At 64.6% G+C, this 18,583-nt stretch carries 17 protein-coding genes; 8 read left to right on the forward strand and 9 right to left on the reverse strand.

The features are described 5' to 3' along the window. Position 1 precedes the first annotated feature (1 nt). The 5 genes from lptG to rsmA all read left to right on the forward strand — a co-directional run bounded on the left by lptG (position 2) and on the right by rsmA (position 6,647). Entirely contained in the window at positions 2-1,084 is a 1,083-nt protein-coding gene (gene lptG / locus RFM40_RS08685; RefSeq protein ID WP_320228789.1) for an LPS export ABC transporter permease LptG, read from the forward strand. Beyond that, complete coding sequence (locus tag RFM40_RS08690; RefSeq protein WP_320277398.1) at positions 1,084-3,498, forward strand: LPS-assembly protein LptD; 2,415 nt, start codon at positions 1,084-1,086, stop codon at positions 3,496-3,498. Before lptG ends, RFM40_RS08690 begins: the two co-directional genes overlap by 1 nt. A gap of 252 nt (positions 3,499-3,750) precedes the next feature. Continuing rightward, a complete protein-coding gene (locus RFM40_RS08695; protein WP_320228787.1) occupies positions 3,751-4,677 on the forward strand; it encodes a peptidylprolyl isomerase in 927 nt (308 codons plus the stop codon). An 84-nt stretch (positions 4,678-4,761) separates the two neighbouring features. Further along, positions 4,762-5,790, forward strand: a complete 1,029-nt coding sequence (gene pdxA, locus RFM40_RS08700; RefSeq protein WP_320228873.1) for a 4-hydroxythreonine-4-phosphate dehydrogenase PdxA — start codon at positions 4,762-4,764, stop codon at positions 5,788-5,790. A gap of 23 nt (positions 5,791-5,813) precedes the next feature. After that, complete coding sequence (gene rsmA, locus RFM40_RS08705) at positions 5,814-6,647, forward strand: 16S rRNA (adenine(1518)-N(6)/adenine(1519)-N(6))-dimethyltransferase RsmA (RefSeq protein WP_320228872.1); 834 nt, start codon at positions 5,814-5,816, stop codon at positions 6,645-6,647. Between the two features lie 208 nt (positions 6,648-6,855). On the opposite strand, the gene gmk is transcribed toward rsmA, so the two are convergent. The 8 genes from gmk to fabD form a co-directional block, all read right to left on the reverse strand. After that, positions 6,856-7,530 (reverse strand): guanylate kinase, encoded by a 675-nt coding sequence (gene gmk / locus RFM40_RS08710; protein WP_320228364.1) that lies wholly within the window; start codon positions 7,528-7,530, stop codon positions 6,856-6,858. Between the two features lie 5 nt (positions 7,531-7,535). Next, complete coding sequence (locus RFM40_RS08715) at positions 7,536-8,426, reverse strand: YicC/YloC family endoribonuclease (protein WP_320277399.1); 891 nt, start codon at positions 8,424-8,426, stop codon at positions 7,536-7,538. Between the two features lie 154 nt (positions 8,427-8,580). Then, positions 8,581-9,810 (reverse strand): endolytic transglycosylase MltG, encoded by a 1,230-nt coding sequence (gene mltG / locus RFM40_RS08720; protein ID WP_320228362.1) that lies wholly within the window; start codon positions 9,808-9,810, stop codon positions 8,581-8,583. 166 nt (positions 9,811-9,976) lie between these two features. Then, entirely contained in the window at positions 9,977-11,239 is a 1,263-nt protein-coding gene (gene fabF, locus RFM40_RS08725) for a beta-ketoacyl-ACP synthase II (protein WP_320228361.1), read from the reverse strand. A 34-nt stretch (positions 11,240-11,273) separates the two neighbouring features. Further along, entirely contained in the window at positions 11,274-11,510 is a 237-nt protein-coding gene (locus RFM40_RS08730) for an acyl carrier protein (RefSeq protein ID WP_006203723.1), read from the reverse strand. Positions 11,511-11,706: 196 nt separating this feature from the next. Further along, a complete protein-coding gene (fabG, locus tag RFM40_RS08735; RefSeq protein ID WP_320228360.1) occupies positions 11,707-12,444 on the reverse strand; it encodes a 3-oxoacyl-[acyl-carrier-protein] reductase in 738 nt (245 codons plus the stop codon). Between the two features lie 4 nt (positions 12,445-12,448). Further along, the gene (locus tag RFM40_RS08740) at positions 12,449-12,619 is read right to left on the reverse strand and encodes a hypothetical protein (RefSeq protein ID WP_320277400.1); all 171 of its coding nucleotides are present in this window, start codon (positions 12,617-12,619) and stop codon (positions 12,449-12,451) included. A gap of 65 nt (positions 12,620-12,684) precedes the next feature. Further along, positions 12,685-13,626 carry an ACP S-malonyltransferase gene (gene fabD, locus RFM40_RS08745; RefSeq protein WP_320277401.1) on the reverse strand — a complete coding sequence of 314 codons (942 nt, stop codon included), beginning with the start codon at positions 13,624-13,626 and terminating at the stop codon, positions 12,685-12,687. A 257-nt stretch (positions 13,627-13,883) separates the two neighbouring features. Between fabD and RFM40_RS08750 the strand changes: the two genes are divergently transcribed. Then, positions 13,884-15,830: an LTA synthase family protein gene (locus RFM40_RS08750; RefSeq protein ID WP_320228357.1), complete on the forward strand. Its 1,947-nt coding sequence runs from the start codon at positions 13,884-13,886 to the stop codon at positions 15,828-15,830. A 58-nt stretch (positions 15,831-15,888) separates the two neighbouring features. Here RFM40_RS08750 and RFM40_RS08755 read toward each other — a convergent pair whose 3' ends face one another. Next, entirely contained in the window at positions 15,889-16,803 is a 915-nt protein-coding gene (locus RFM40_RS08755) for a LysR family transcriptional regulator (RefSeq protein WP_320277402.1), read from the reverse strand. Between the two features lie 115 nt (positions 16,804-16,918). Here RFM40_RS08755 and RFM40_RS08760 point away from each other — a divergent pair, with 115 nt between their 5' ends. Further along, complete coding sequence (locus RFM40_RS08760) at positions 16,919-17,530, forward strand: glutathione S-transferase family protein (protein WP_320228355.1); 612 nt, start codon at positions 16,919-16,921, stop codon at positions 17,528-17,530. Positions 17,531-17,541: 11 nt separating this feature from the next. Next, positions 17,542-18,492 carry a pyridoxamine 5'-phosphate oxidase family protein gene (locus RFM40_RS08765; RefSeq protein ID WP_320277403.1) on the forward strand — a complete coding sequence of 317 codons (951 nt, stop codon included), beginning with the start codon at positions 17,542-17,544 and terminating at the stop codon, positions 18,490-18,492. The last annotated feature ends 91 nt before the right edge of the window (positions 18,493-18,583 follow it).

Consider the following 18,583-nt stretch of genomic DNA (forward strand, 5'->3'; position numbering starts at 1 on the left):
GATGGGCTGGACGCTGGGCCGCTATTTCTTCTTTCGCTATGTGACGATCACCGTCTGGTTCTTTCTCGGCCTGCTGGCGCTGGTGTTCCTGATCGATTTCACCGAGCTTTCGGGCCGCACGACCGGGCTGCCGGGCTTCACCTACGGCACCGCCTTCGCCATTTCGGCGCTGAGGATGCCGATGATCATGCTGCAGACGGTGCCTTTCGTCGGGCTGTTCTCGGCGATGGCGACGCTGGTGTCGCTCAACCGCCGCTACGAGTTGGTCATCGCGCGCTCGGCCGGCGTTTCGGCCTGGCAGTTCCTGTTCCCGTGCTGCGTCGGGGCGCTGATGTTCGGCGGGCTGTCGGTCGGGGTGCTCAATCCGATCGCCGCGCATGGCTTTTCATGGTCCGAGCAGATGGAAAACCAGCTGCGGGCCGGCAAGTCGAACGCCGTCCCGCAGGACACGACGCCGTGGCTGAGGCAAAAGACCAGCTCCGGTGACACCATCATCGGCGCCCGCGCCATCCTCAACCAGGGCCTGGAGATGGCCGACGCGGTGTTCTTCGTCCTCGACCAGCAGGGCAACATCGTCGAGCGCAAGGATGCCGCGCGCGCCTTCCTGCGCGACGGCTACTGGGAATTGCAGGACGTCAAGCTGTTCAAGGACGGCAATATCCGTCCCGAGGCTTCCGACCGCGTGCCGACCAATCTCAAGCCGGAATTCGTGCAGGAGCGCCTGGCGCGCCCGGAAACCATCCCGTTCTACGAGCTGCCCAGCAAGATCGAGGTTGCCCGCTCCTTCGGGCTCAAGGCAAATGCCTTCGCCATGCAGTTTGATTCGCTGGTGGCGCTGCCGTTCCTCCTCGTCGCCATGACGCTGATTGCGGCAACGGTTTCAATGAGATTTGCGCGAATGGGGCAGTCGGCGACGATGATTCTGGGTGGCGTCCTGGCCGGCTTTCTGCTTTATGTCGTTTCGGTACTGGTCAAGGCATTCGGGGTCGCCGGATTCGTGCCTACAATGGTGGCTGCATGGGTTCCGGTTGTCGTGGCTATGTTCTTTGGGGTGACATTTCTGCTATACAAGGAAGACGGCTAGTGAGGGATGCTGGTTTGCGCAGCCATAGGCAGGCCGGTTTGGCACGCCTTTATGGGGCGACAGCCTTGGCATGTCTGTCCGCCTGCGTGGTACCGACGGTGCCGGCGCTGGCGCAGACTATCACGGCGAATCCCGTTCCCTCCGGCACGCAGATGCTGCTGGCCGCCGATACGCTGGTCTATAACAACGACAACCACACCGTGACCGCCGTCGGCAGCGTGCAGATCGACTATGGCGGCAACAAGCTCGTCGCCCAGCGCGTGGAGTACAACCGCGACACCAAGCGACTTGTCGCCAGCGGCGCCGTCGAGCTGATCAACAGCGACGGCACCAAAATCAACACCGACCATATCGACATCACCGACGACTTCGCCGACGGCTTCGTCAACGCCTTGCGCGTCCAGACGGTCAACGATGCCTATTTCGCTTCCGAGAGCGCCGAACGTATGGGCGGCGTGCTGACGACGTTCCACAACGGCGTCTACACCGCCTGCGAGCCTTGCGAGGACAAGCCCGATTCGGCGCCGACATGGCGCGTCAAGGCGCGCAAGATCATCTGGAACGGCGAGAAGAAGACGGTTCGCTTCGAGAACGCGAATTTCGAGTTCTTCGGCTTTCCGCTCGCCTATCTGCCGGCCTTCGAGATCGCCGACCCGACGGTCAAGCGCAAGAGCGGCTTCCTGATCCCGGGCATCGTCTACAACACCCATCTCGGCGTCGGCGTCAAAGTCCCCTATTATTTCGCGCTCTCGCCGACCTACGACCTCACCGCCACCGGAACCGGCTATACCAAGCAGGGCTTCCTCGGCGAGGCCGAATGGCGCCAGCGCTTCAACAATGGCGAATACAGCCTGAAGATCGCCGGCATCCAGCAGCAGGATCCCGACGCGTTCATAGGCACGGGCAATCGTCATACTGTCGATTCGGGAGATTTCAACGATCCCAACAAGTTCCGCGGCATGATGGGCACCAAGGGCCAGTTCGCCATCAACGAGCGCTGGAACTTCGGCTGGGACGTGCTGCTCCAGACCGACAAGAATTTCTCGCGCACCTATAACATCGACGGCTACAACGGCCTCGTCCACCAGTCGTCGATTTATCTGACGGGCCTGAGCGACCGCAATTATTTCGACGTCAGGGCCATGCGCTTCGAGGTGCAGGAAGACACCCTCTCCAGCGATCCGACGGCGCGCGCTGCCAAGCAGCCCTGGGTCCTGCCGTCATTCGACTACGCCTATATCCCCGACATGTCGGTAGCCGGCGGCCAACTGTCGCTCAACGTCAATGCGCGCGTCATCAGCCGTGACCGGCTGGACGCTGTCCTGGCTGATCAAACCGATGAAAACTCCATCAACAATGTGCGCGGGCTGGAAGGCCAGTCCAGCCGGCTGTCGGCGGAGGCCGAATGGAAGCGCACCTTCACCACCGATGGCGGACTACAGCTGACGCCGTTGCTCGCCTTCCGTGGCGATGCCGGCTACGTGTCGACCACATCCGAATCGCTGGCCGCGGTCAACCAGATGGCGACGAATCTCGGCGAGGACGTCGACATGCGCTCGTCGCTCGCCCGCTACATGGCCACGCTGGGCCTGGAGATGCGCTGGCCGCTCCTGTTCTCGATGTCGAACTCCAGCCATGTCCTGGAGCCGACGGCACAGATCTTCGTGCGCCCGAACGAGCAATATGTCGGGGGTCTGGCCATTCCGAACGAGGACGCGCAGAGCTTCGTCTTCGACGCCACCACGCTGTTCGAGCGCGACAAGTTCTCCGGCTACGATCGCATCGAAGGCGGCACGCGCGCCAATGTCGGCTTCCGCTATTCGGGCGCCTATGAAAATGGCTGGGGCACCAACGCCATCTTCGGCCAATCCTATCAGCTGGGCGGCGAGAACTCGTTCGACGCGCCGGACCTCGTCAATGTCGGCGCCTATTCGGGACTGCAGACCGCGAAATCCGACTATGTCGGCCTTGTCGGCTTCAACAGCCCGAGCGGCTTCTCCGGCTCGCTCAGCGGCCGTTTCGACGAGCAGACCTTCGAGGTGAGGCGCGCGGAGGTCAAGGCCGCCTATTCCGGCCTGCCGGTTTCGCTCAGCGCCAAATATGCCTTCATCCAGGCGCAGCCGCTCTACGGCTTCGCCACGGACCGCCACGAGGTGACGCTCGGCGCCTCGACGCATCTGGCCGAGAGCTGGCGGGTCTTCGGCACCGGCACCTACGATCTGGAGACAAGCGTCCTTGTCAAGGACGGCGTCGGCTTCGCCTACAACGACTCCTGCTTCACCTATGTGATGACGTTCTCGCAGACGCGCGACACGGTCACCAAGGAGGTGTCGCAGAATATCGGCTTCAACCTGTCGTTCCGCACCCTCGGCGATTTCGGCACGTCGACCAGCGCCGTGGACACGATCCAGTAAGCGGGGGAACCGGTAAGCGGCGGCAGGCACAGGCCGCGGCGTTGCGCATCGCTTCGGGCGCAGATGATCGCGTGGACCTTGATTTGGCGCGCGAAGCTTCGAAAATGGGGCCGATTCTCGGGGACATGTGCCGGCGACATTGTTTCGCCGCATAGGACGGGCATGGGGTCGACCACATAGCGCATACGTTCGGAGGACGTGCGGCGCCGTGATGGCGGGTAAGATTGGGCGGGTAAGAATTGGGAAGGTGAGATGAGGAAATACCTGTTTTCGGCAGGATTCGCGCTGCTGGTGGCGGCGACCTCGATTTCGATCGCGGCGATGACGCCGCCGGCGTTCGCCAGCCAGATCAAATATGTCGTCAACAACATACCGATCACCACCGGCGACATCGCGCATCGCGCCGCATTCTTCAAGCTGCAGCGCAAGAAAGGCGATGCCGCGCAAGAGATGATCGACCAGACGCTGCGCCTCGCCGAGGCCAGGCGGCTCGGCATCCGCATCACCGATCAGCAGGTCGATGCCGCCTATCAGCGGTTTGCCTCCAACAACAAGATGCCGCTGGCGAAGCTCGACGCCGTCATGTCGCAATCGGGCGTCACCAAGGAGCACTTCAAGGAATTCATCCGCGCGCAGATGGCATGGAACCAGGCGCTTGGCGCGCGCTACCGCTCCGGCGAGGGCGGTTCGGTGACCGAGCAGGATGCGGTCCGCCGCATGCTCGACAAGGGCGGCTCCAAGCCGACCGCCATGGAATATATGCTGCAGCAGGTGATCTTCGTGGTGCCGGCTTCCGAGCGCTCTGCCACGCTCGCCAAGCGCAAGCGCGAGGCCGATGCCATGCGCGCCCGCTTCAATGGTTGCGCCACCACGCGCGAATTCGCCAAGGGGCTGCTCGACGTCACGGTGCGCGATCTCGGCCGCGTGCTGGCGCCGCAATTGCCGTCGGACTGGGCCGAGCAGATCAAGGCGACCAAGGTCGGCGGCGCGACGCCGACGCGCGAGACCGAACGCGGCGTCGAATTCATCGGCATCTGCTCCTCGCGCGAGGTTTCCGACGACAAGGCCGCGCAGATGGTGTTCCAGGCCGAAGGCGGCAGCAACGACAAGGACGCCGACGAGCTCAGCAAAAAATATGTCGAGGAACTGCGCAAGAAGGCCACCATCGTCGAGCGCTAGGCCGTTTCGGCGAATGACAAAACAAGGCTCGAGCCCCCCGCCCTGCGCCAAGGCAGGCGCGGCACCCCGCAGGACGCCATGAGCATGCGCAGGACCGATGCCCTGCTGGCGCTCAGCGTCGGTGATCCCTCCGGCGTCGGACCCGAGATCGCCATCGCCGCCTGGCAGGCGGGCGACAGTGCCGGCGTGCCGCCTTTCTACCTGCTCGCCGATCCGGCCCTGATCGAGGCCCGTGCGCGCGAAATCGGCGCTCCCGTGGCGATCATGGAGACCATGCCGGGGCAAGCGGCGCATCATTTTCCCCGCGCGCTGCCCATCGTTCCGCTCTACGCCCGCCACTTGGACAGCCCCGGAAAGCCTAATCCGGCCAATGCCGCGGGCACCATCGAAGCGATCGACCGCGCCGTCGCCGACTGCCTCGCCGGTCACGCCGCCGCTGTGGTCACCTGCCCCATAGCCAAGAAGCCGCTTTACGACGCCGGCTTCCGCTTTCCCGGCCACACCGAATACCTGGCGCATCTGGCGTCACGCCACACCGGCACCGAGGTGATCCCCGTGATGCTGCTTGCCGGACCCGAGCTGCGCACCGTTCCGGTCACCATCCACATCGCGCTCGCCGAGGTGCCGAAGGTTCTGACGACGGAACTGATCGTCACCACCGCCCGCATCACCGCCGCCGACCTCAAAAGCCGCTTCGGCATCGCGCGGCCGCGGCTTGCCATTGCCGGGCTCAATCCGCATGCCGGCGAAGGCGGCGCGATGGGCTCGGAGGACCTTTCTATCGTCCTTCCGGCCGTCGAGACGCTTCAAGCCGAAGGCATCGATGTGGTCGGACCGCTGCCTGCCGACACCATGTTCCACCCGCGGGCACGCGCCGGCTATGACGCTGCACTTTGCATGTACCACGACCAGGCGCTGATCCCGGCCAAGACGCTGGCTTTCGACGAGGCGGTCAACGTGACGCTCGGCCTGCCCTTCATCCGCACGTCGCCGGACCATGGCACGGCCTTCGACATTGCCGGCAAGGGGATTGCGCGCGCCGACAGCCTGATCGCGGCGCTGAGGCTGGCGCGCCGGCTGGCCGACAGCGGCCGCCATGCCGCGGCCGCATGAGACTCGATTTGAGCGGGGCGCGCGTGACCATCGACGGATTGCCGCCGCTGCGCGAGGTGATCGAACGCCACGGCCTGCAGGCGAAGAAGGCGCTCGGCCAGAATTTTCTGCTCGACCTCAACCTGACAACCAAGATCGCGCGCGCTGCCGGGGACCTCGCCGAAGCGACGGTGATCGAAGTCGGCCCAGGCCCCGGGGGGCTGACCCGGGCGCTGCTCTTCAACGGCGCCAAGCGCGTGATCGCCATCGAGCGCGACGAGCGCTGCCTGGAGGCGCTGGCCGAGGTGTCCAGCCACTATCCCGGCCGGCTCGAGGTCATTCCCGGCGACGCGCTGAAGACGGATTTCGCCGCGCTTGCAGGCACGGCGAACGGTGGGCCGGTGAAGATCGTTGCCAACCTGCCTTACAATATCGGCACCGAGCTTCTGATCCGCTGGCTGACGGTGGCGGACTGGCCGCCCTTCTATCAATCGATGACGCTGATGTTCCAGCGCGAGGTGGCCGAGCGCATCACCGCCAGTCCGGGCAGCGACGCCTATGGCCGGCTCGGCGTGCTTGCCGGCTGGCGCGCGGAAGCAAAAATCGCCTTCGACGTGCCGCCGCAGGCTTTTACGCCGCCGCCCAAGGTGACCTCCTCGGTGGTGCATCTGGTGCCGCGCGCATCGCCCCTTCCCGCCGACGGCAAGAGGCTCGGCCGCGTCACCGAAGCCGCCTTCGGCCAGCGCCGCAAGATGCTGAGGCAAAGCGTGAAAAGCCTCGGCGGTGAAGCCCTGCTCACCCGCGCCGGCATCGACCCGACGCGCCGCGCCGAGACGCTCAGCGTGGAAGAATTCGTGAGGCTGACGAACGCGGTGTAGCTCATTCTCCCTTCTCCCCTTGTGGGAGAAGGTGGATCGGCGCGCAGCGCCGAGACGGATGTGGGGATCTGGAAGAAACTCGGCGTCAAATATTGAAGGATTCTAGACGCTTACATCACCAATGTAGCGATCCTGCCAACACCCCTCATCCGACCGAGCTTCGCTCGGCCGCCTTCTCCCACAAGGGGAGAAGGAGGGGCGCCGCGCCTCACTCCGTCTTCTCGTCCAACAACCCGGAAATGAAGTCGAACAGGCCCGGCCGCCTGTCGCGCCGAAGCCGCTCCGCCGTGACGATGGCGCGGACCTCGGCGAAGGCGCGGTCGAGATCGTCGTTGACGATGACGAAGTCGTATTCCTTCCAGTGCTCGATCTCGACGCGGGCATTCTTCAGCCTGGTCTCGATGACCTGCTCCTGGTCCTCGGCGCGGCGCTTCAGGCGCGCCTTCAATTCCTTCATCGAGGGCGGCAGGATGAAGATCGAGACGATGTCGGCGCGCATCTTCTCCTTGAGCTGCTGGGCGCCCTGCCAGTCGATGTCGAACAGCATGTCGCGGCCTTCGGCCAGCGCGATCTCCGCCGGCTCGCGCGGCGTCGCATAGAAATTGCCGTGCACCTCGGCCCATTCCAGCAGCGCGTCGGAATCGCGCAGCCACTCGAACTCGCGCATGGTGCGGAAATGATAGTGGACGCCTTCGATCTCCGAGCCTCTGCGCGGCCTGGTGGTGACGGAGACCGACAGTTCCAGGCTCGAATCGCTTTCCAGAAGATTGCGCGCGATCGTCGACTTGCCGGCGCCCGACGGCGACGACAGCACCAGCATCAGCCCGCGGCGGCGGATGCGGGATCCCAGATCCCTGGCGGCCGTCGGTTCCTTGGCAACCATCCCCGTCACTCCAGATTCTGAACCTGTTCGCGAAACTGGTCGACCACCGCCTTGAGCTCCAGCCCGATCGCGGTGACCGCGGCGGCGTTCGACTTGGAGCACAAGGTATTCGATTCGCGATTGAATTCCTGCGCCAGAAAATCGAGCTTGCGGCCCACGGCGCCCCCGCCGGAAAGCAGCGCACGCGCGGAAACGACATGCGTCTTCAGCCGGTCGATCTCCTCGCGGATGTCGGCCTTGGTGGCGAGGAAGGCTGCTTCCTGATGCAGGCGGACCGCGTCGAGATTGGCTGACGCATCCATCAGCAGCCGGACCTGCTCGGCCATACGCTCGCGGATCGCCGCCGGCTCGCGCGACGGGTCGGCCTCGGCCTTCAGCGTCAGCATCTCCATGGTGTCGATGTGACCCGACAACAACGTGCGCAGCGCGGCGCCCTCGCTCTGCCTCGCCTGCTCCAACCCGGCAAGCGCCAGGTCCAGCGCCGACAGAATCGCGGCGTCGAGAGCGGCCCGCTCCTCCTCGGTCTCGACAGCTTCCGGAATGTCGAGCACACCGCGCAGCCCAAGCAGCCCGTCGGCGGTGGCGGGCTGGGTGCCGAACTGTTCCTGCAAGCGCCTGGCCAGGCCCGCCAGGTCCCTCAGGAACGCCTCGTTGACCACCGGCTGCACCTGCTGCGCGGCGGCGCGGCCAACGGTCAGCGTCGCCTGGAAATTGCCGCGCGCGAAGCGCTTCTGCACGGTCTGCCGTACAGCGGTTTCCAGCCGGTCGAAACCTTGCGGCAGCCTCAGCCTCACCTCCACGCTCTTGCCGTTGACCGATTTCACTTCCCAGGCGACCGACGTGCCGTTGCACTCGGCAATGGCACGCGCGAAACCGGTCATGCTCTGCACGGTCATGATGCCGTCACCCCCTGTCGCAGGTCCGGGCGCGATTGCCCGAACATGCGCACCCTTGCAAGACGCCCGACCTTCGACCGGGCGTCGGATATTCCCTCAAAACATGAATACGGCCCGGCGTCAAAGGAGGCGTGACAGATCCGGTAACCGGCGCCTACTGGGCCGCGTCGCCGCCCGCGTCGCCATTCTCGCCGCCGTCGCCGCCATCGGGAGCGGCCGGTGCCGTCGTCTGGCCAGGGGCCTTGGCGGCCGCATCAGCTTGCTTCTTCTGCAGCACCCGATAGCGGGCGACGTTCTGGTTGTGCTCTTCCAGCGTAGCGGCAAAGACATGACCGCCATTGCCGTCGGCGACGAAATAAAGGTCGTCGGTCTTCGACGGATTGGCCACTGCCTCCAGCGCCGCGCGGCCGGGATTGGCGATCGGCGTCGGCGGCAGGCCCTTGATCAGATAGGTGTTATAGGGCGTCTGCTTCTCTATGTCGGACTGATAGATCGGCCGGTCGGCCGGTTTGCCCTTGCCGCCGAACAGGCCGTAGATGATGGTCGGGTCGGACTGCAGCCGCATGCCCTTGGCCAGCCGGTTGAGGAAGACAGCGGCCACGCGCGAGCGCTCGTCGCCCCTGCCCGTCTCCTTCTCGACGATCGAGGCCAGGATGACGAAGTCCTCCATGTTGGCGATCGGCAAGTCGGGCGCGCGATGCTCCCAGACGTCATCGACCAGCTTCTTCTGATCGGCGATCAGCTTGTCGATCATCTGCTGCCTTGTGGCGCCGCGGGTGAAGCGCAGCGTGTCGGTCGCGATGCTGCCTTCCGGCGGCATGGCCCCCGGCATGTCGCCGGTCAGCGCCTCCTGGTCAGCCACACGCTGCAGGGCCTGCTCGACCGTCAGTCCCTCGGGGATGGTCAGCGAATACATCACCGACTTGCCGCTCTTGAGCAGTTCCATGATGTCGCGCATCGAGGCGCGCGGCTTGATGGCGTATTCGCCGGCCTTCAGCGCGGAGTCGTTGCCGGTGGCGCGCACGCCCAGCCTGAAGACGCGCGCGTCGCTGACCAGGCCGCGACGCTCCAGTTGGTCGGCGATCTCCTGCACGCCGGTGTTCGGCTTGACCAGGAAGGTATCGCCATTGGCGGACGGGCCCGGCTCAACGAAAGCCTGCATGCCGAAATAGAGCGCAGCACCAGCGGCGAGCACGACCAGGATGACCAGCGAAAGGAAGAAATTCAGGAACACGACGACTTGGCTGCGCGAGGCGCGCGAGCGTTTCGACGGCGGCGGCGTGCCGGCCTCGGGGCGAAGCGCCTCGGCCGCTGTCTTGGGCACGATCGGGCCTTGCGTCTGACGCTGTCCGAATTCCCCGCCGCCGCCCGGATTTGTGTTCATGGCGCCCTACCGTCTGATCTTGCAACGAATCCCCTAGCCGAAGCGTAGGGGCAAATTTGGCAAAAATGACGGCAGGTGGCGGACCTGCCGGCTAGCTATCTGTTTGTGAGCAATCCCGGGCGGAAATCCGCTGCGTACTTTTCCTGGGATTGCTCCGGCTGACTGCTCAGCCATCGTAACGTTGGAAGACGAGCGAGGCGTTGGTGCCGCCGAAGCCGAAGGAGTTCGACAGCGCTACATCGATCTGGCGCTGGCGCGGCTTGTTCGGCACGAGATCGATCGCCGTCTCGCGTTCCGGATTGTCGAGGTTGATGGTGGCGGGGGCGATGTTGTCGCGGATTGCGAGGATCGAGAAGATCGCTTCCGCGGCGCCCGCGGCACCGAGCAGATGGCCGATCGAGGACTTGGTCGACGACATCGAAATCTTGGAGGCGGCATTGCCGACCAGCCGCTCGACGGCGCCGAGCTCGAGCGTGTCGGCCATGGTCGAGGTGCCGTGCGCGTTGATGTAGTCGACGTCGGCGGGCGAGAGCTTGGCCCGGTTCAGCGCGGCCGTCATGCAGCGGAACGCGCCGTCGCCGTCCTCGGCTGGAGCGGTGATGTGATAGGCGTCGCCCGTCAGGCCGTAGCCGGTGACCTCGGCATAGATCTTGGCGCCGCGCGCCTTGGCGTGCTCGAGCTCTTCCAGGACGACGACACCGGCGCCCTCGCCCATGACGAAGCCGTCGCGGTCGCGGTCATAGGGGCGCGACGCTGTCTCGGGCGTATCGTTGCGCTCGGTGGAGAGCGCGCGGCACGCCGCGAAACCTGCCATGGAAAGCCGCGTGATCGGCGCCTCGGCGCCGCCGGCCACCATGACGTCGGCATCACCCCATATGATCAGCCGCGCGGCATCGCCAATGGCGTGCGCGCCGGTCGAGCAGGCGGTGACGACCGCATGGTTCGGGCCTTTCAGCCCATGCCGGATGGAAACCTGGCCGGAGACCAGATTGATGATCTGTCCGGGGATGAAGAAGGGGCTGATGCGGCGCGGACCGCGCTCCTTCAGGATTATCGCGTTCTCGGCGATGCCGTCGATGCCGCCGATGCCGGAACCGATCAGCACGCCGGTGGCGCACTGGTCCTCATGCGCCTCGGGCTTCCAGCCGGAATCGGCCAGCGCCTCGTCGGCGGCCGCGATGCCGTAGAGGATGAAATCGCCGATCTTGCGCAGCTCCTTCGGCTCGAGCACGGCCTCGGGATTGAAGGTGCCGTTGGAGCCGTCGCCGCGCGGAACGATGTGGGCGATCTTGCAGGCAAGGTCGTCCACTTCGAATTCGGTGACGCGGCGGGCGGCGCTGCGGCCGGACAGCAATTCCTTCCAGCTATGCTCGAAGCCCATGCCGAACGGTGAAAGCAGGCCAAGGCCCGTGACGACGACTCGCCTCATCGCAGGTCCTCCCCGGTGATGCCCGCGGAAAGCCTCAGGCCGAGGCCTTGTCGATGTACTTCACGGCATCGCCGACAGTCAGGATTGTCTCGGCGGCGTCGTCCGGAATTTCGACGCCGAACTCTTCTTCGAACGCCATGACGAGTTCGACCGTATCGAGGCTGTCCGCGCCCAGATCGTCGATGAAGCTCGCCTGCTCCGTCACTTTGTCGGCATCGACGCCGAGATGCTCGATGACGATCTTCTTGACGCGCTCTGCGGTGTCACTCATTTGGGGCCTCGTCTTACGTTGTGTTGTCTTCGTTAGCGGGCGGAATGCCGCTAATCAAGCTGAAAGATGGTCTTGTGGGAAACGCAACGCCACAGGACCGGTTTTTGCCCGAACCGCCGGGTTGCCGGCCGCATTACACGAAAATGGGCGGGCGTCCAAGCCGAAATGGCTGTTTTCACAGCCGGACCTTGGTCGGTCAGATCATCGCCATGCCGCCATTGACGTGGATGGTCTGGCCGGTGACGTAGGCGGCTTCGTCAGAGGCGAGATAGGCGACCGCCGAGGCGACCTCGGCGCTGGTGCCCATGCGCCTGGTCGGAATCGCCGCCATGATGGTCTCTTTCTGCTTGTCATTGAGCTTGTCGGTCATGGCCGATTCGATGAAGCCAGGGGCGACGCAGTTGACGGTGATGTTGCGGGTAGCGATCTCCTGCGCCAGCGACTTGGAAAAGCCGATCATGCCGGCCTTGGAGGCGCAGTAATTGGTCTGGCCGGGATTGCCGGTGACACCGACCACGGAGGTGATATTGATGATGCGGCCGTGGCGGCGGCGCATCATCGGATGGGTGAGCTCGCGCGTGAGCCGGAACACCGCGGTGAGGTTCACTTCCAGCACCTGGTCCCAGTCGGCATCTGACATGCGCACGAAAAGGCCGTCCTTGGTGATGCCGGCATTGTTGACCAGGATGTCGACGCCTTCGAGGTCGGCCTCCGCCTTCTGGCCGAGCGCCTTGACCGCGTCGCGGTTGGTCAGGTCCGCCGGGAACAGTTTTACCCGATCGCCGAGATCGCCGGCGAGCGCTTCCAGCTTCTCCACACGGGTGCCGTGCAGGCCGACGATCGCGCCCTGGCTGTGCAGCACCCTGGCGATCGCCTCGCCGATGCCTCCCGATGCGCCGGTGACGAGCGCCTTGCGGCCGGTCAGTTCGAACATTTTTTCAACCTCGTTTTTCCGAATGCGCCGCAGGCGAACGCCGTTCCGTATACGTCAAATCGTCCAAACCATGCCAGAAATCTTCGGCGTTCAGGACATCCTCTTCGCCCCGCCGGATCCGCTCCACAACCTCGGATGCGAGGCGATAGTCCTCAACCGTGTCGGAATCGCGCAAGCGCTGGGCCTTGCTCCTGCCGGTCTTCGATGTGGGCATGCCGCACCTGTCGTTCGAACTCTTCCTCACCCAAGCGCCGCCAGCGCCGTCTCGACCTCCACCGCCGTGCCTATGGCGCCGGTGGCGATGTCGCGGTTGATGCGGCGCGCCAGGCCCGACAGCACCTTGCCGGCGCCGACTTCGTAAAGCGTCGCGATGCCGTTCTGGCCGAACCATTCCACCGTCTCGCGCCAGCGCACGCGCGCGACCACCTGCTCGACCAGGCGTAGGGCGATCTCGTCCGGATCGCTGGTGGGGGTGACGGTGACGTTGGAGACGATAGGAACCACCGGAGCGGCTTTCGCCACGCCGGCCAGCGCGTCGCGCATGACGTCTGCGGCAGGCATCATCATCGCTGAATGGAAAGGTGCCGAAACCTGCAGCATCAGCGCACGCTTGGCGCCCTTTTCGGTGCAGAGTTTCGCCGCCAGCTCGACGGCCGCCCTGGCGCCGGAAATGACCAGCTGGCCGCCGCCATTGTCGTTGGCGATCTGGCAGACGGAGCCTTGTCCCGCTTCCGCGCAGGCGGCTTCGACATCGGCCTGTTCGAGCCCGATGATGGCGGCCATGGCGCCCTCGCCCGCCGGCACCGCCGCCTGCATGGCATTGCCGCGAATGCGCAGCAGCCGCGCGGCATCGGCGACCGAAACGAAGCCCGCCGCAGCAAGGGCTGAATATTCGCCGAGCGAATGGCCGGCGACATAAGACACCTTGTCCTTCAGCGAAAAGCCGCGCGATTCCAGCGCCCTCAGCGCCGCCAACGACACCGCCATCAGTGCCGGCTGGGCGTTGGCGGTCAGCGTCAGCGTCTCTTCCGGCCCTTCCCAGATCAGCTTCGACAGCTTTTCGCCGAGCGCCTCGTCGACTTCTTGGAAGACGCGGCGCGCCTCGGGAAAGGCATCTGCGAGGTGCTTGCCCATGCCGACGGCCTGGCTGCCCTGTCCCGGAAAGGTGAATGCGACGGCCATTTCAAGGTCTCCAGCAACTGGTTTTTCCCTGCCTCTGGCGCAAGGCGGACGGCCAAGTCAAGCCCGCGGGCGCCCGTTCCGCGCCCATTTCGGCCGGAAAACCGGTCCGAGTCCCTGTTCCGAAAGGCTTTTTGACGATCACACCTGATGAAAACCGCTCACGAATCGTTTGCTGGCTCTTCTTATTTCCGCCACAGGCGCTAGCTTTGCGTGACATTTCGATGACAGTGGCGTGACGCGTGTGGAAGACGCGTAACATGGGCCGGGGAAGCGACGTGGCAAGGATCAGGAAAGGCGCGGCCAAACCCGCGCCGCAATTTTTGGAAGACGATCCGTCCACCGGCTACCTGCCGGGGCGACCCTGGCCGACCCTACGCTACGGGCTCACAACCCTGCTTACCGCCGCGCTTCTGGTGTTCGCCATAGAATGGATCGTGCGCGGCGACTTCTTCGGCACGGTGGACTTCTTCCTGCAGCCCTTCAAGCCGGGCTGGACCACGATCATCATCTTCGCGCTGGTGCTGATCGGGCTGGATGCCATACTTGGCCGCAGCCATCAGAGCCTGATGATCGTGGCGCCACTGACGCTGGCGCTGGCCTTCGTCGGCCACCAGAAGTCGCATTATCTCGGCGATCCGCTCTATCCGGCGGATTTCCTCTATGCCCGCCAGATCATGGCGCTGATGCCGCTTCTGGTGCGCGAGCGGCCCGGGACGGCCGTGCTGCTTGCAGCGGCGATCGTCGCCAGCCTGGCGCTGCTCGTCTATGGCTGGCGGCTCTGGCGCCGGCGCGTGCCGATCCTCAGCCGCAAGGGCCGGCTGGCGCGGCTGTCGCTGGCCGTGCCGCTCCTCGCCTTCTTCGTCTCGATCATGGACTACGCCACCTTCTCGTGGACGCGCGACAGGCTGCAGATCATCCCGATCATGTGGGACCAGAAGGAGAACTACGCTTCCAACGGCTTCGCGCTCGCCTTCGCGCTCAACGTGCCGATGGCGCATGTCTCTGCGCCGCCCGGCTATTCCGAAAAGACGATGGACGCGATCGCGCGTCCCGAGGTTGCAGCCTCGGTGCCCGATCAGAAGCCCGACATAGTCGTGGTGATGAGCGAATCCTTCTGGGATCCGACGGAGCTTCCCGGCGTCAGCATCAAGCCCGACCCGATCCCGACGGTGCGCGCGCTGCGCTCGGGCTCGATGTTCTCGCCGGAATTCGGCGGCATGACCGCCAATATAGAGTTCGAGGCGCTGACCGGCTTCTCCAATGCCTTCCTGCCGGCAGGCTCGATCCCCTACCAGCAATATGTGCGCACGCCGACCCCGTCGCTGGCGACCTTCCTGAAGAGCAAAGGTTATAGGGCGCGCGCCATCCATCCCGGCACCAACTGGTTCTGGAACCGGGGCGCCGTCTATGCCGATTTCGGCTTCAACGACTTCCGCTCGGAAGAAACGCTGCCGCCGATGGAAAAGCGCGGACCGCTGGCGTCCGACGCGGCGATGACCGACGAGATCATCCGCGAGGCCGATGCCAGCGAGCAGCCGGTGTTCCTGTTCGCGGTCAGCCTGCAGAACCACGGTCCCTACGAGCCCTACCGCTATTACAATCCGACCCATAAGGTCGAGGCGCCGATCAGCACCTGGGCGCGGGAATCGCTGCTCTCTTACGCCGAAGGCTCGGCCGATGCCGATCGCGGCCTGCAACGGCTGATCGACTGGGCAAAGAAGCGCGAGCGGCCGACCGTCATCGCCTTCTTCGGCGACCATCTGCCGCCGCTCGGCCCCGTCTATGTCGAGACCGGCTTCCTCAAGGACAATGTCGCGCCGCGCAGGGAGCCGACCCCCGAAGCCGCGCTCGATCACCACGACACGCCGCTGATCATCTGGTCGAACCGCTCCGGTCCGGTGGAGAACCTGGGCTCGGTGAGCCCGGCCTTCCTGCCCTACCATATCCTCACTACCGCGGGGATCACGCATCCCTACTATACCGGCTTCCTCGGCGCGCTGCGCGAACGCTATCGGGTGGTCGACCGCAACCTTCTGCTGTCGCCCTCCGGCGCGGCGACGCCCGACTGGGCGAGGCAGAAGAAGATCGATCCGGCGATCAACGATTTCCGGTTGATCCAGTACGACATGATGTTCGGCAAGCGCCACACCGCGCCCGACTTCTTCCCCGAAACGATCGCCCCGCTGGTCGCGCATACGAGCTGAGCCGGCGGCGATACGTTTTGCCTGGCGACGTTGCGGGCCCACGCGGCGATGCTATCCGTCAGGGCCTTCCAAGGTCCGCATTCACACCCGCACGGCGCCGAAGGCGTTCGGCTGCGAAATCCACGAACGCGCGCACCCGAGCCGAGACCATGCGCCCTTCGGCGTGCACGACATGTATCGGCACCGGATCGCGCTCGTAGTCGGAAAGCACGACCTTGAGCTGGCCGGCCTGGATGTCCGGCGCCACCTGGTAAGACTGGAATCGAGATAACCCCCAACCAGCCACGGCTGCGCCAATGGCGGCGTCGTTGGTATTGCAGACAAGGCGCGCGCTGATTGGAACGCGAATGCTGCTGTCGCGGCCGAAAAGCCATTCCGAATCGCCGAAAAGACCATCGCGTCCGATCATGCGGTGACGAGCAAGGTCCAGTGGGCTAAGGGGCTCGCCAAAGCGGGCGAAATAATCTGGCGAGCCGCACAGTACCTGCCTGACCGAACCGACGCGCCGGGCAATGAGGCCGGAGGGGGGAAGCGCCGCAATGCGTACCGCCACATCCAACCCTTCGTCGACAAGATTGGTCACCCGGTCGACGAACACGGTCTTCACCTGCATGGCAGGATAGAGATCGAGGAAATCGAGAATGATGGGAAGCACGTGTAGGCGCCCGAAAAGGGCGGGCGCCGTCACCGTGAGCGACCCCGCTGGGTGAGTGAAACTGCCCGCCGCATTGGCCTCCGCCTCGGCAATTTCCGCAAGAATACGCCGGCAATCGGCCACATAACCTTCGCCCGCCGCGGTCAGTTTCAGAGACCGGGTCGTGCGAACCAGGAGCCTTGTACCGATCTGATCCTCTAATTTCGCAACAGCCCGAGTCACCGATGGCGGGCTCATATGCAGCGCTTTGGCGGCAGGCGCAAACCCACTGCTTTCCACAACCTGCACGAAAATCCGCATCGCCTGCCAGCGATCCATCGGATCCAAACTTCCGCGATTATTGCATATTGTGAAACGGTCTAGTGCCTTCTTCGGCTCTTATCAACTCTGCGCATAACAATCACCTTCTGGTCTTCTTCTGCAGGAGACAGATATGAAGCTCTATTATCACCCACTGTCAGGCCATTCGCACCGCGCCAGGCTCTTTCTCTCGCTGCTCGCAATCGAGCATGAGCTCGTGCCCATCGACCTTGCCAACAAGGAGCACAAAGAGGCGCGGTTCCTCAGGCTCAACCCTTTCGGCCAGCTTCCGGTACTCGATGACGGCGGCACGATCATCTGCGATTCGAACGCCATTCTCGTCTACCTCGCAAAGAAGACAGAGCGCACGGACTGGCTGCCGGAAGACCCCAAGGGCGCTGCCGTCATCCAACGCTGGCTTTCAGTCGCCGCAGGCCAGATTGCCCATGGTCCGGCGCAGGCGCGCCTGATCAACGTGTTCAAGGCGCCCTATCGGCCGGAAGAGGTCATTGCTCGTTCCCATGCGATCCTCACGTTGATCGAGGCCGCCCTGGAGGACAGGACCTGGATTGCTGCCGCCCACCCGACCATCGCCGACGTCGCGCTCTACAGCTATGTGGCACGGGCGCCTGAGGGCGATGTGAACATTGAGCAATATTCGAACATCCGCCTCTGGCTGAACCGCGTCGAGACGCTGCCGGGTTTTGTCGATTTCCAGAAAACCCCGGTGGGCTTGGCGGCCTGAGGAGCATTGTCATGGAAGGCGCCGTCCTGTCTCCCTCACCCTGGCATGAGGGCGAGATTGCCCTGCAGAGGCGAATGGGTGTGGAAGCACGCATGAGCGAGGTCGGGCGTCGGGTGGTGCGCGATCATCTGATCGACCAACACCGGGAGTTCTACTCGCTGCTGCCGATGGTGGTTCTGGGGGCGGTGGACCAGCGCGGCGACGCCTGGGCGACGCTGAGGGCGGGACGCCCCGGCTTTCTCCATGCGCCCGACGCTCACAGACTAACTGTCGAGCTCGCCAGGGAATCGGCGGATCCCGCCGAGGCGGGCATGGAAGACGGCGCCTCGCTCGCCCTCCTCGGCATCGATCTTGGCACGCGCCGCCGCAACCGACTGAACGGCACGCTACGCCGCCACGCGCGAGGCTTCGATCTCGCCGCGGACCAGAGTTTTGGCAACTGTCCGAAATATATCCAACTTCGACAGGCCCGCTTCGTCAGGGATCCGTCGGAGCAAACTGCGGCGCCCGTCAGTCCCAGCTCCGGGCTAGACGACGCCGCTCGTGCCCTGGTGAGGCAGGCCGACACCTTTTTCGTCACTACCTATGCCGACCCGCACGGCAGCGGGCAGCTGGACGTCTCACATCGCGGCGGTCGCGCGGGATTCGTGCATGTCGCCGAAGACGGTTGGCTGACGATCCCCGATTTCGCCGGCAACCGCTTCTTCAACACGCTCGGCAACATCGCGCTCAATCCACACGCCGGACTTGTCTTCCCGGACTTTTCGACTGGCGGTCTCCTGCAGATGACCGGCGAGGCCGAACTCTTGTTCGAGCAACCCGGTGGCGAGCCTCTCGAAGGGGCCGAAAGCTACTGGCGTTTCCGTCCGCGACACATCGTCTGGCGCCCCGACGCGCTGCCGATCCGCTACGATTTTGCCGAATGGTCGCCGTTCGCACTGAACACCGGCATCTGGCCGTAGGCCGTTCGGCGCCGATTAAGCTAAGTTTCGCAGGAAAGGCAGCACCGCCATGATGGTCAAGGCCCGACTGCCCCAATTTGCTGAGTTGACG

The sequence above is a fragment of the Mesorhizobium captivum genome (genome assembly GCF_033977165.1).
GTDB classification, from domain to species: domain Bacteria; phylum Pseudomonadota; class Alphaproteobacteria; order Rhizobiales; family Rhizobiaceae; genus Mesorhizobium; species Mesorhizobium captivum.